This is a genomic window from Pseudomonas sp. CM27, from assembly GCF_013179515.1.
GTDB lineage: Bacteria > Pseudomonadota > Gammaproteobacteria > Pseudomonadales > Pseudomonadaceae > Aquipseudomonas.
Genome location: NZ_JABMCN010000007.1, coordinates 25,988 through 38,285 on the forward strand (window position 1 = coordinate 25,988; position 12,298 = coordinate 38,285).

Annotated in this window: 12 protein-coding genes; 10 read left to right on the forward strand and 2 right to left on the reverse strand. The window is 62.9% G+C overall.

Annotated features, from left to right (window positions below; genetic code table 11):
* The 7 genes from HP547_RS01940 to rpoS form a co-directional block, all read left to right on the forward strand.
* The coding region (locus HP547_RS01940) for an alpha/beta hydrolase-fold protein (RefSeq protein WP_256676236.1) at positions 1–339 on the forward strand (339 nt) is incomplete at its 5' end.
* Between the two features lie 176 nt (positions 340–515).
* The gene (gene ispF / locus HP547_RS01945) at positions 516–989 is read left to right on the forward strand and encodes a 2-C-methyl-D-erythritol 2,4-cyclodiphosphate synthase (protein ID WP_172219564.1); all 474 of its coding nucleotides are present in this window, start codon (positions 516–518) and stop codon (positions 987–989) included.
* Complete coding sequence (truD, locus tag HP547_RS01950; protein WP_172285379.1) at positions 986–2,044, forward strand: tRNA pseudouridine(13) synthase TruD; 1,059 nt, start codon at positions 986–988, stop codon at positions 2,042–2,044. Before ispF ends, truD begins: the two co-directional genes overlap by 4 nt.
* The gene (gene surE, locus HP547_RS01955) at positions 2,032–2,781 is read left to right on the forward strand and encodes a 5'/3'-nucleotidase SurE (RefSeq protein WP_172219568.1); all 750 of its coding nucleotides are present in this window, start codon (positions 2,032–2,034) and stop codon (positions 2,779–2,781) included. Before truD ends, surE begins: the two co-directional genes overlap by 13 nt.
* 35 nt (positions 2,782–2,816) lie before the next feature.
* A complete protein-coding gene (locus tag HP547_RS01960; RefSeq protein WP_172219585.1) occupies positions 2,817–3,455 on the forward strand; it encodes a protein-L-isoaspartate(D-aspartate) O-methyltransferase in 639 nt (212 codons plus the stop codon).
* A gap of 217 nt (positions 3,456–3,672) precedes the next feature.
* Positions 3,673–4,530 carry a peptidoglycan DD-metalloendopeptidase family protein gene (locus HP547_RS01965; RefSeq protein ID WP_172219570.1) on the forward strand — a complete coding sequence of 286 codons (858 nt, stop codon included), beginning with the start codon at positions 3,673–3,675 and terminating at the stop codon, positions 4,528–4,530.
* Between the two features lie 109 nt (positions 4,531–4,639).
* Complete coding sequence (gene rpoS, locus HP547_RS01970) at positions 4,640–5,647, forward strand: RNA polymerase sigma factor RpoS (RefSeq protein ID WP_003252351.1); 1,008 nt, start codon at positions 4,640–4,642, stop codon at positions 5,645–5,647.
* 600 nt (positions 5,648–6,247) lie between these two features.
* Here rpoS and fdxA read toward each other — a convergent pair.
* Together fdxA and mutS are read right to left on the reverse strand one after the other, a co-directional pair.
* A complete protein-coding gene (fdxA, locus tag HP547_RS01975; RefSeq protein WP_172219572.1) occupies positions 6,248–6,571 on the reverse strand; it encodes a ferredoxin FdxA in 324 nt (107 codons plus the stop codon).
* A gap of 140 nt (positions 6,572–6,711) precedes the next feature.
* Complete coding sequence (mutS, locus tag HP547_RS01980) at positions 6,712–9,285, reverse strand: DNA mismatch repair protein MutS (protein WP_172285380.1); 2,574 nt, start codon at positions 9,283–9,285, stop codon at positions 6,712–6,714.
* 187 nt (positions 9,286–9,472) lie between these two features.
* Between mutS and HP547_RS01985 the strand changes: the two genes are divergently transcribed.
* The 3 genes from HP547_RS01985 to recA all read left to right on the forward strand — a co-directional run bounded on the left by HP547_RS01985 (position 9,473) and on the right by recA (position 12,248).
* Positions 9,473–10,540 (forward strand): hypothetical protein, encoded by a 1,068-nt coding sequence (locus tag HP547_RS01985; protein WP_172285381.1) that lies wholly within the window; start codon positions 9,473–9,475, stop codon positions 10,538–10,540.
* Between the two features lie 54 nt (positions 10,541–10,594).
* On the forward strand, positions 10,595–11,077 hold the full coding sequence (locus HP547_RS01990) for a CinA family protein (protein ID WP_172219577.1): 483 nt from the start codon (positions 10,595–10,597) through the stop codon (positions 11,075–11,077).
* Positions 11,078–11,180: 103 nt separating this feature from the next.
* Positions 11,181–12,248 (forward strand): recombinase RecA, encoded by a 1,068-nt coding sequence (gene recA, locus HP547_RS01995; RefSeq protein WP_172219579.1) that lies wholly within the window; start codon positions 11,181–11,183, stop codon positions 12,246–12,248.
* The last annotated feature ends 50 nt before the right edge of the window (positions 12,249–12,298 follow it).

Genomic DNA, 12,298 nt, shown 5'->3' on the forward strand with positions numbered 1-12,298 from the left:
TTCTCGCCGATCAGCAACCCGATGGATTGCCCGTGGGGCGAAAAGGCCTTCAGCCGCTACCTGGGTGAAGACCGCGCGCGCTGGCGTGAATGGGATGCCAGCGTATTGCTGGCCGAAACCCCTGCTGGGGAGTGCCCGCCGTTGCTGGTGGACCAGGGCGACCGTGACGACTTCCTCGAGAAGCAGCTCAAGCCCGAAGCGCTTGAGCAGGCGGCACGCAAAGGCGGCCATGAGCTGACCCTGCGCCTGCAGCCTGGCTATGACCACAGCTACTACTTCATTGCCAGCTTCATCGAAGAGCACCTGCGTCATCATGCGGTGGCGCTGGGGCGGGTGTAGGGCATAGCCAAGGTGTTTGCCTCATCGCCAGCAAGCCAGCACCCACAGGTATTTCACAGGTCTGATCGGCTGTGGTGATCCTGGGGGAGCTGGCTTGCCGGCGATGGGCTGCGAAGCAGCCCCTATGCCTCAAAAGCAGGTAGAATCACGCCCTGACTCATTCAGGGCGTTTTTTTATGCGTATTGGCCACGGCTACGATGTGCACCGCTTCTGCGACGGTGATTTCATTACCCTGGGCGGGGTGCGTATCCCGCACAAATACGGCCTCCTGGCCCACTCCGATGGCGACGTACTGCTGCATGCCCTGAGCGACGCCTTGCTCGGCGCGGCAGCGCTGGGCGACATTGGCAAGCACTTCCCCGACACCGACCCGCAGTTCAAGGGCGCCGACAGCCGCGCGCTGCTGCGTCATGTGGTCGCTATCGTCCAGGCCAAGGGCTGGAAGGTTGGCAACGTAGACGCCACCATCGTCGCCCAGGCGCCGAAAATGGCCCCTCATATAGAGACCATGCGCCAGCTGATCGCCGAAGACCTCAAGGTTGAACTCGACCAGGTCAACGTCAAGGCCACCACTACCGAGAAGCTTGGCTTCACCGGCCGCGAGGAGGGGATCGCCGTGCATTCGGTTGCCCTGCTGCTGCCAGCATGACTGAACTCGAACTGCTGGGCCCGCGTGCATCGGGCGAACCACTGGGCACTGCCGTGCTCAAGGCTGTGGCGGAAGACTTCCAGGTCGACGAGGTGCTGGATATCCCGCTGTCCGGCCAAGGCGAACATCTGTGGCTGTGGGTCGAGAAGCGCGACCTGAACACCGAAGAAGCCGCCCGCCGCCTGGCTCGCGCTGCTGGCGTGCCGGCGCGCAGTATCAGCTACGCCGGGCTCAAGGACCGTCAGGCGCTGACCCGCCAGTGGTTCAGCCTGCACCTGCCAGGCAAGGCCGACCCCGACCTGTCGCGGGCCGAAGACGCCAGCCTGAGTGTGCTCAAGCAGGTGCGCCACCAGCGTAAGCTGCAGCGTGGTGCGCATTCGGCCAACGGCTTCACCCTGCGCCTGACTGCGCTTGCCGCTGATCACCAGGCCGTGGATGCACGCCTGGCACAGCTCAAGCAGCACGGCGTGCCCAACTACTTTGGCAGTCAGCGCTTCGGCCACGGCGGCGGCAACGTCCACGACGCCCTCGACTGGGCTGCACGCAAGGCCCTGCCCGAACAGCGCAACGTGCGCTCGCGGCTGCTGTCGGCCGGGCGCAGCTACCTGTTCAACCAGCTGTTGGCCGCGCGTGTGGCCGAGGGTAGCTGGGCGCAGGCCCAGGTTGGCGACCTGCTGGCGTTCACCGACAGCCGCAGCTTCTTTGCCGCGGGCGAGGCGGAATGTGTCGACCCGCGCCTGGCGATTCTCGACCTGCACCCGACCGGCCCGATGTGGGGCGAGGGCGCTTCGCCGGCCAGCGGCGCCACCGCGCAGCTTGAAAATGCTGTCGGCGCACGTCAGCCGGCACTTTGCCATTGGTTGGCCCTTGCGGGCATGGATCACGAACGGCGTATTCTGCGGCTCCCTATTGGCGGCCTGACGTGGCATTATCCCGAGCCTGATATCCTGCAACTGGAATTCGTCCTGCCGGCCGGATGCTTCGCCACCGTGGTGGTGCGCGAAGTCGTGGATCTGGTGTCGGCAGGGCAGACGGACAGCCCATGCGTATTCTGATTTCGAACGACGACGGTGTTACCGCACCAGGCCTCGCCGCGCTGCACGCTGCGCTGGCGGATTATGCCGAGTGCGCGGTGATCGCCCCGGACCAAGACAAGAGCGGCGCCAGCAGTTCGCTGACGCTCGACCGGCCACTGCACCCGCAGACCTTGGCCAACGGCTTCATCAGCCTCAACGGCACGCCGACCGACTGCGTGCACCTGGGGCTGAACGGGCTATTGCCGTACACGCCGGACATGGTCGTGTCGGGGATCAACCTCGGTGCCAACCTGGGCGATGACGTGCTGTACTCCGGCACGGTCGCCGCAGCACTGGAAGGCCGCTTCCTCGGCGGTACTTCGCTGGCGTTTTCGCTGCTGTCGCGCCAGCCGGACAATCTCCCTACTGCCGCGTATATCGCCCGCCGCCTGGTTGAGGCACAGTCGCGCCTGGAGCTGCCACCACGCACTGTACTCAACATCAACATCCCCAACTTGCCGCTGGAGCACATCCGTGGCATCCAGCTCACCCGCCTGGGGCACCGGGCCCGGGCGGCGGCGCCAACCAAGGTGGTCAATCCGCGCGGCAAGGAAGGCTACTGGATCGCTGTGGCCGGTGATGCCGAGGACGGCGGCCCGGGCACCGACTTCCATGCGGTGATGCAAGGCTATGTATCGATCACCCCGCTGCAGCTCGACCGCACCTTCAATGACGCCTTCGAACAGCTCGACGGCTGGCTGGAGGGCGTGCTCTGATGCGCGAGGACGATATGCTGCGGCGTGGTATCGGCATGACCTCCCAACGTACCCGGGAGCGGTTGATCCAGCGCCTGTGCGAAGAAGGCGTTGCGAACACCAAGGTGCTTGACGTGATCCGTCGCACCCCGCGGCATCTATTCGTCGACGAAGCGCTGGCGCACCGCGCCTATGAAGACACCGCGCTGCCAATCGGCCACAACCAGACCATCTCGCAACCGTTCATGGTTGCGCATATGAGCGAGTTGCTGCTCGAGGCCGGCCCGCTGGACAAGGTGCTGGAAATCGGCACCGGCTCGGGTTACCAGACGGCGATCCTGGCCCAGCTGGTCGAGCGGGTGTTCTCGGTAGAGCGAATCAAGGTGCTGCAGGACCGGGCCAAGGAGCGCCTGGTGGAACTGAACCTGCGCAACGTGGTGTTCCGCTGGGGCGACGGTTGCGAGGGCTGGCCGGCGCTGGCGCCGTACAACGGCATCATCGTCACCGCCGTGGCGCCGGAGGTGCCGCAGGCGCTGCTTGACCAGCTGGCACCGGGTGGCCGCATGGTGATCCCGGTGGGGCCAGCGGGCGAAACCCAGCAGCTGATGCTGATCGTGCGCGAGGAGCATGGGTTTTCCCGTCGCGTGCTGGGCGCCGTGCGTTTCGTGCCGCTGCTCAATGGCCCGCTGGCCTGAGCAGTGCAGGCGCGAGCCACGCGGTATTTTTACGCGCTCGGCGAATTCTTGCAGTTTCACCCTGTCTATCTGGCGGAGTGCTAGCGCGCAACGAGCGCCGGGGTATTGCGAATGCCTTTGATACCCGCCTGCCAATACCGGCCGGCTTGGTTATAATTGCAACAATATTGCATTTCTTGTCTTCATATCGTTTTTCGGCACCATGAGGGGAGCGCGGGTGGGTCACACAGTCATTCGGCAGCGCAAGGACGGGTCGGGCTTCAAGCTTCTGCTGATTGCATTGGCCATGGGCACGTTCCTGGCGGGTTGCTCGAGCACCAGCAGCAACAGCGCGCGGGTGGTCGACCGCAACAACACCGTGCCCAAGCGCCCGACGGTGACCTCCGGCCAATACATCGTCAAGCCAGGGGATACGCTGTTCTCGATCGCCTTCCGTTATGGCTGGGATTACAAGGAGCTGGCAGCCCGCAACGGCATCCCGGCGCCTTACACCATTCGTCCGGGCCAGCCGATTCGTTTCAGCAGCGGTTCCACCAGCAGCACCACGGTGGTGTCCAGCCCGTCCTCGTCAAGCCGCACCACGGTCACCCGGCGCCCTGTTGGCAGCCCTGCCCCGGCGCCTGCCAACACCGGCAAGCCAGCTACGCCGACACCTTCCACCAGCGCGCCGGTGGTGGCAACCGTGCCGGCTGCGGAGCGCGCAGTAGGCGGCTGGACCTGGCCGGCCAACGGTGTGCTGATTGGAAAATTTGCTTCAAACGGTAGTTTGAATAAAGGCATTGATATCGCCGGTGATTTGGGACAGCCTGTTTTTGCTGCGTCTGATGGTGCAGTGGTCTACGCCGGGAGTGGTTTGAGGGGCTACGGCGAGCTGATCATCATCAAGCACAGCGACACCTACGTCAGTGCCTACGGTCACAACCGCAGGCTGTTGGTTCGGGAGGGGCAGCAGGTCAAGGCAGGGCAGTCGATTGCTGAAATGGGGTCCACGGGCACTGATCGGGTGAAGCTGCATTTCGAGATTCGCCGCCAGGGCAAACCCGTCGATCCACTCCAGTTCCTGCCACGTCGTTGACCTCTGTACCCCCGCCTGTTCCTGTGATGTAGAGGGGACAGGCTCTTGCGCTGCCAGGGATGAAGGTGCCGCTCGAGTCTGAGTTCGAACTCAGCAAAGGACTATAACAATGGCTCTCAGTAAAGAAGTGCCGGAGTTTGACATCGACGATGACGTCCTCCTGATGGAGACGGGAATCGTTTTGGAAACGGATGTGGTGTCAGACGAACCTGCTGTATCTTCGGTTCGGACGAGGGCCAAGTCGGGCTCTTCGCTCAAGCAACACAAGTACATCGATTACAGCCGGGCGCTCGATGCCACCCAGCTGTATCTCAACGAGATTGGTTTCTCGCCTCTGCTTTCGCCAGAAGAGGAAGTGCACTTTGCGCGCTTGTCGCAAAAGGGCGACCCTGCTGGCCGCAAGCGCATGATCGAAAGCAACCTGCGCCTGGTTGTAAAAATTGCCCGTCGTTACGTGAATCGTGGCCTGTCGCTGCTCGACCTGATCGAGGAGGGCAACCTGGGGCTGATCCGTGCGGTCGAGAAGTTCGACCCGGAACGTGGCTTCCGTTTCTCGACCTATGCGACCTGGTGGATTCGCCAGACCATCGAGCGGGCGATCATGAACCAGACGCGCACCATTCGCCTGCCAATCCACGTGGTCAAGGAGCTGAACGTCTACCTGCGCGCCGCGCGTGAGCTGACCCAGAAACTCGATCACGAACCCTCGCCAGAAGAAATCGCCACCTTGCTGGAGAAGCCGGTCGCCGAGGTCAAGCGCATGCTCGGCCTGAACGAGCGGGTCTCTTCGGTAGATGTGTCGCTCGGCCCTGACTCGGACAAGACCCTGCTCGATACCCTGACCGATGATCGCCCGACCGACCCGTGCGAACTGCTGCAGGATGACGACCTGTCGCAGAGCATCGATCAATGGCTAGGCGAGTTGACCGACAAGCAGCGTGAAGTGGTGGTGCGCCGCTTCGGCCTGCGTGGGCATGAAAGCAGCACGCTGGAGGATGTTGGCCTGGAGATTGGCCTGACCCGTGAGCGGGTGCGGCAGATTCAGGTAGAAGGGCTCAAGCGCCTGCGCGAGATCCTTGAGAAGAACGGCCTGTCCAGCGAGTCGTTGTTTCAGTAGCTGAGGCTGCAACATTAAAAACGCCCCGATAGCCTCGGGGCGTTTTTGTGTGCGTCATTTTCGCAGCACAAGGCTGCTCCTGCAGAGATACAGGATCATGCAGGCCCTCCCGGTCTCTTGTGGGAGCAGCCTTGTGCTGCGAATGGGCGGCCAAGCAGCCCCAAAATCTGCCAGCCACAGCAGATGTCGAATATGTACTGCGCCACCCCGGTAACATTGCATGTAAGCCTTTTCTTACTTGTTTTGTAAGCTATCTATGCATGCCTCAGTAAATCATTGTCGTTTCCAGCGCCTGTATTTTTCCAAGCCATTGAAAGTCATGGATTATTCGGCCGTGAGGAAATGTGTCCAGTGCAATACCTTGTGAGGTTTCGCGCTTGCTCGCTCAGCTCAACCCGCTAGTATTCGAACTGTGCACAGGGACATGCACAGGCTTTCAGGATGAAGGCCAGGGACATCGCAAGAAGCGATTTCATCAGGACGATGTTCAGGACAAGCAGGGACTACGGAAAAAAATGTGGGCGGGTCAAACCGCCCCTTTTTTTTGCCCGCAGAAAAACAAAAAAGGCCCCGAGGGGCCTTTGTCGTGTCCGGGTGCTATCAGCGCGCCAGGTCTGCAATCTTGCCAGTCTTGCCATCCCATTCTGCAGCGTCCGGCAGGGCTTCCTTACGCTCGGTGATGTTCGGCCAGACTTCCGCCAGTTCGGCGTTCAGCTCGATGAAGTTCTCCATGCCCGAAGGCACTTCGTCTTCCGAGAAGATGGCTTGCGCTGGGCACTCCGGCTCGCACAGAGCGCAGTCGATGCACTCGTCCGGGTGGATGACCAGGAAGTTCGGGCCTTCGTAGAAGCAGTCCACCGGACAGACTTCCACGCAGTCGGTGTATTTGCATTTGATGCAGTTGTCGGTGACGACGAAGGTCATTTCTAGTTCTCTCCTCAGGCGACGGCGGCGGCCCTTCCTCTCAGGGCCGCGCGGTTTACAGGTATGTGGCTGCAGGCCAGGCTAGTAACCTGCAGCACCAGCAAACCGCGGCGGATTCTACCAGCTTGTAATGGGCGCCGTTATAACAGGTTCTTTAGTTGATATAGCATTTCGATAGCTTGACGCGGGGTCATGTCGTCAAGTTGCAGCTTGCCCAGCTTGTCGATGGCCGGGTGGGGCAGGCTGGCGAACAGATCGCTCTGGTGCGGAACCTGTGGCGCGTCCTTCGCTTTCTGCGCTGCTGGCTGTTCATGTGGCAGGCTGGTGGTTTCCAGGCGCCCCAGGTGTTCGCGGGCACGCTGGATGACCACCGTCGGTACGCCGGCCAGTTGCGCCACGGCCAGGCCGTAGCTCTGGCTGGCGGGGCCAGGCAGCACGTGGTGCAGGAACACGATGCGCTCGTTGTGCTCGGTGGCGTTCAGGTGCACGTTGGCCACCAGTGGCTCGCTTTCGGGCAGCACGGTGAGCTCGAAATAATGCGTGGCGAACAGCGTGTAGGCACGCAGCTGGGCCAGGCGCTCGGCGGCGGCCCAGGCCAGCGACAGGCCGTCGAAGGTGCTGGTGCCGCGGCCCACTTCGTCCATCAGCACCAGACTGCGGTCGGTGGCATTGTGCAGGATGTTGGCGGTTTCGCTCATCTCGACCATGAAGGTCGAGCGCCCACCGGCCAGGTCGTCGCTGGAGCCGATGCGGGTGAAGATACGGTCGACCAGTGACAGCTCGCAGGAGGCCGCCGGGACGAAGCTGCCGATGTGCGCCAGCAGCACGATCAGGGCGGTCTGGCGCATGTAGGTGGACTTACCGCCCATGTTCGGGCCGGTGATGATCAGCATGCGGGTGCTGTTGTCCAGGCCCAGGTCGTTGGCCACGAACGGCGTTGTCAGTACCTGTTCCACTACCGGGTGGCGGCCTTGCTCGATGCGCAGGCACGGTTCATCGACGAAGCGTGGGCAGTTCAGGTCGAGGTTCAGTGCCCGCTCGGCGAGGTTGCTGAGCACGTCCAGTTCGGCCAGCGCGGCGGCGCTGTCCTGCAGCGGCGCCAGGTGGCTGATCAGGGTTTCCAGCAGCGCATCGTAGAGCATCTTTTCGCGGGCCAGGGCGCGGCTCTTGGCCGACAGCGCCTTGTCCTCGAACGCTTTCAGCTCGGGGGTGATGAAGCGCTCCGCGCCCTTCAGGGTCTGGCGCCGGATATAGTCGCCCGGTGCCTGCTCGGCCTGCTTGGTAGGCAGTTCGATGAAGTAGCCGTGCACGCGGTTGTAGCCGACCTTGAGGTTGGCAAGACCGGTGCGCGCCTTTTCCCGGGCTTCCAGGTCGATCAGGAACTGGCCGGCGTTTTCGCTGATCGCCAGCAGATCGTCCAGTTCGTTGTCATAGCCCGCCTTGAGCACGCCGCCATCGCGGATCACCGCCGGCGGGTTGTCGACCACAGCCCGCTCCAGCAGGCTGGCCAGCTCCGGATAGGTGCCGGTGATGGCGGCCAGGCGTGCCAGGTGTGGCGCCTCCAGCTCGGTCATGGCGTTTTGCAGCTCGGGCAGCGCGCCGAGGGCATCACGCAGGCGGGCCAGGTCGCGAGGACGGGCATTGCGCAGGCCGATTCGGGCGAGGATCCGCTCGATGTCGCCAATTTCCTTCAACTGTGGCTGCAGCTTCTCGAACCGGTAGCTGTCGAGCAGGCAGCGGATCGAATCCTGACGCGCCTGCAGCACCTTGAGGTCGCGCAACGGGCGGTTCAGCCAGCGGCTCAGCAGGCGGCTGGCCATGGCAGTCTGGCAGCGGTCGATTACCGACTGCAGGGTGTTGTCACGCCCGCCCGCCAGGTTGATGTCCAGCTCCAGGTTGCGGCGGCTGGCGCCGTCGAGGATCACCGTGTCGTCCAGGCGCTCGTGGCGCAGGCTGCGCAGGTGCGGCAGGGCGGTACGCTGGGTTTCCTTGGCGTAGGTCAGCAGGCAGCCGGCGGCGCCAATGGCCAGGGTCAGCTTGTCGCAGCCAAAGCCCTTGAGGTCCTTGGTCGCGAACTGCTGGCACAGCGCCTTGCGTGCCGAATCGCGGTCGAAGTCCCACGGTGCACGGCGGCGGGCGCCCGGGCGTTTTTCGGCAGGCAGGTCGCGCGGCCAGTCGTCGGGGATCAACAGTTCGACGGGGTTGAGGCGCTCGAGTTCGGCCAGCAGGTTTTCCCAGCCCTTGATCTCCTGCACGCTGAAGTTGCCGCTGGTGATGTCGAGCACGGCCAGGCCGAACAGGCGCTCGTCGCCCAGCAGCGCGGCAATCAGGTTGTCGCGGCGCTCGTCGAGCAGCGCCTCGTCACTGACCGTGCCTGGGGTGATGATGCGCACCACCTGGCGTTCGACGGGGCCCTTGCTGATGGCCGGGTCGCCTATCTGCTCACAGATCACCACCGATTCGCCGAGCTTGACCAGCTTGGCCAGGTAGCCTTCCAGCGAATGGAACGGAATTCCGCACATGGGAATGGACTGCCCGGCCGACTGACCGCGCGCGGTCAGGGTGATATCCAGCAGTTTCGCGGCCTTCTTCGCATCTTCGTAGAAGATCTCGTAGAAGTCGCCCATGCGGTAGAACATCAGCTGGTCCGGGTGCTGGTTCTTCAGCTTCCAGTACTGCTGCATCATCGGTGTGTGTGCGGAAAAATCTGACATTCAGGGCCTTACAGCGGGTGATCTGGTTGGCGATGGTAAACCCGCAATGGTACAGGCTTTTTCGTTACGATGCAGGCGCCCGCGATGGGGCATGCGCGCGCAGCCCGGCGGGCAATGGTGGAGCTGCAGCGCGTTAGTCTCTAGAATGCGCGGCCCTCGATGAATGCCGTTAGCCGTGATTTGCGCGATGAATGTGTCCAGCCCTGTCCCTCATGTAAAGCAACAGCTGATCTACCTCCTTTATGGCGATCGCCGTATCTATCAGCTGGAAGCCAAGCTCAGCATCCTTACCGCCCTGGCGCGTTGCAAGCCGGCGGAGTTGCCCACGATCCGAGTACTCACCGACCAGCCACAAGCCTTTGTCGGCTGGCCGGTGGAAGTGATCAGCCTGGACCCGCAGACCCTGCACGCATGGACCGGCGACGGTGGCTACACCCACCGACGCAAGGCATGCGCCATCGCCCTGGCCGGGAAGTGGGCAGACAAGACAGTGTTCATCGATACCGATACGGTGTTCCTGCAGTCGCCGCTGAAGCTGTTCAGCCAGGTCGATGCCGGGCAGTTCCTGGTCGACGAAGTGGAAATGAGCTGGGCCGAGGCCTCGCGCTGCGCGGACTACGGTAATTTCAGCGCAGGGCTGGCCGAGGCGGGCGATGCCCCGGCCACTGATTTGCGGCTCTGCAACAGCGGTGTGATGGGTTTCACCCGCTGCAATGTCGGCGTCGCCGAGCGCGCTATCCCGCGCATCGATGCCTGGACGCCTTATGCCGGTGACCTGCACACCATTGAACAGATCGCCTTTTCCTTCGAACTGCACGGGGCGCAGCTCAATGAGGCGCGTGGCGTGATCAGCCACTACTTCGCGATGAAGCAGTACGTGCATGCCATCCTTGAAATTTTCTTCGCCAAACAGGGCGAAGGCTTCCATCCAGGAATGCCGGGCCTGGCCGTAAAAGTGCCGGCGCATCGCCCGGTGCCGTCGTGGCTGTCGCGGCTCTCGGTCAAGTGGAGTCTCAAGGGGGTGCCGCGGGAGCTGCGCGGCATCGGGCGCAAGCTGTTGTATGGCAGCGTGATGAGCGGTGACGACTACCAGCGCGCCTGCAAGGTGGTCTGGTGGCGTTCGGCAATTGAAGACATGCGCAAGCTCGACGGCCTGGACTGGAGCCAGGCATGGCCTGAAGGGCTACCGCGGCTCGGTCGGCGTGACGAGCGTGCGTTCAGCGAAATTGCCCGGGACAGCCTGCAGGTTTCCTGAGCCAGGGCGCTGTGCAGGGTGGTAGGGTAGAGGGCAGCCTTCAAGGAGCCCGACATGGACCCGATCACCACGCTTGCCATCCGCCTGGGTGAGCACCTGCGTCGCTTCAGCGCGCAGGTCACCACCGCCGAGTCCTGCACCGGCGGTGGCATTGCCGAGGCCATCACCCGCGTACCCGGCAGCTCGGCCTGGTTCGAGGCCGGCTACGTAACCTACTCCAACGCCCAGAAAACCCGCCAGCTCGGGGTGCCTGAGGCGTTGTTCGGTCAGGTCGGCGCAGTCAGTCAGGAAGTGGTCGAAGCCATGGTCCGTGGTGCGCAGGCCGCCAGCGGCGCGCGCTTCGCCGTGGCGGTGAGCGGCGTGGCCGGGCCGGACGGCGGTTCGCCTGCCAAGCCGGTAGGGACCGTGTGGCTGGCCTGGGGTGACGGTAGCCGTGTAGTGACCGAACGCCGGCACTTCAACGGCGACCGCGATGCGGTGCGCCGACAAACGGTGATCGCCGCGTTAGACGGCTTGTTACAGCTTGGTGCCGAGTAAATCGACGACAGGGGTTTGCGCGGGCGCTGGCCTGTGGAATAATACTGGCTACTTATACAGTTATTGCGGCCATCAGGGCCAAGTCGAACACGTGAGGATTTCAATGGACGACAACAAGAAGCGCGCCTTGGCTGCGGCCCTGGGTCAGATCGAACGCCAATTCGGCAAAGGTGCGGTCATGCGCATGGGTGACCATGAGCGCCAAGGTATTCCTGCCATCTCCACCGGTTCCCTGGGGCTGGATATCGCCCTGGGCATCGGCGGCCTGCCGAAAGGCCGTATCGTCGAGATCTACGGCCCGGAATCGTCGGGTAAGACCACGCTGACTCTGTCGGTCATCGCCGAAGCCCAAAAAAGTGGTGCTACCTGCGCCTTCGTCGACGCCGAACACGCCCTCGACCCCGAGTACGCCGGCAAGCTGGGCGTCAACGTCGACGACCTGCTGGTTTCGCAGCCGGATACCGGCGAACAGGCCCTGGAGATCACCGACATGCTGGTGCGCTCCAACGCCGTTGACGTGATCATCGTCGACTCCGTGGCCGCGCTGGTACCCAAGGCCGAGATCGAGGGCGAAATGGGCGACATGCACGTGGGCCTGCAGGCTCGCCTGATGTCCCAGGCGCTGCGCAAGATCACCGGTAACATCAAGAACGCCAACTGCCTGGTCATCTTCATCAACCAGATCCGTATGAAGATCGGTGTGATGTTCGGTAGCCCGGAAACCACTACCGGTGGTAACGCCCTGAAGTTCTACGCGTCGGTCCGCCTGGACATCCGCCGTACTGGCGCAGTCAAGGAAGGCGACGAAGTGGTTGGCAGCGAAACCCGCGTCAAGATCGTCAAGAACAAGGTTTCGCCACCGTTCCGTCAGGCCGAGTTCCAGATTCTCTACGGCAAAGGCATCTACCGTAACGGCGAGATCATTGACCTGGGTGTTTCCCAAGGCCTGGTCGAAAAATCCGGTGCCTGGTATGCCTACAAAGGCAACAAGATCGGTCAGGGCAAAGCCAACGCTGCCAAGTACCTGGCTGAGAACCCGGCTATCGGTACCGAAATCGAGAAGCAGATCCGTGAAAAGCTGCTGAAAGCCGGCGCTGCGGGTGAAGCGAACAAGGCTGCCGCCGCGGACGCCAGCGCCGACGACGTCGCTGATGCTGAAGCCGGTTATTGATTGCTCGGTAGTTAGTCGAACATGTCCGCCGTACTCGACACCCCCGTCGC

Excerpts from the sequence above, each read along its gene's own strand:
- ispF (WP_172219564.1), top strand. The coding sequence starts at position 516 with ATGCGTATTGGCCACGGCTACGATGTGCACCGCTTCTGCGACGGTGAT.
- truD (WP_172285379.1), top strand. The coding sequence starts at position 986 with ATGACTGAACTCGAACTGCTGGGCCCGCGTGCATCGGGCGAACCACTG.
- surE (WP_172219568.1), top strand. The coding sequence starts at position 2,032 with ATGCGTATTCTGATTTCGAACGACGACGGTGTTACCGCACCAGGCCTC.
- HP547_RS01960 (WP_172219585.1), top strand. The coding sequence starts at position 2,817 with ATGACCTCCCAACGTACCCGGGAGCGGTTGATCCAGCGCCTGTGCGAA.
- rpoS (WP_003252351.1), top strand. The coding sequence starts at position 4,640 with ATGGCTCTCAGTAAAGAAGTGCCGGAGTTTGACATCGACGATGACGTC.
- fdxA (WP_172219572.1), bottom strand. The coding sequence starts at position 6,571 with ATGACCTTCGTCGTCACCGACAACTGCATCAAATGCAAATACACCGAC.
- mutS (WP_172285380.1), bottom strand. The coding sequence starts at position 9,285 with ATGTCAGATTTTTCCGCACACACACCGATGATGCAGCAGTACTGGAAG.
- HP547_RS01985 (WP_172285381.1), top strand. The coding sequence starts at position 9,473 with ATGAATGTGTCCAGCCCTGTCCCTCATGTAAAGCAACAGCTGATCTAC.
- HP547_RS01990 (WP_172219577.1), top strand. The coding sequence starts at position 10,595 with ATGGACCCGATCACCACGCTTGCCATCCGCCTGGGTGAGCACCTGCGT.
- recA (WP_172219579.1), top strand. The coding sequence starts at position 11,181 with ATGGACGACAACAAGAAGCGCGCCTTGGCTGCGGCCCTGGGTCAGATC.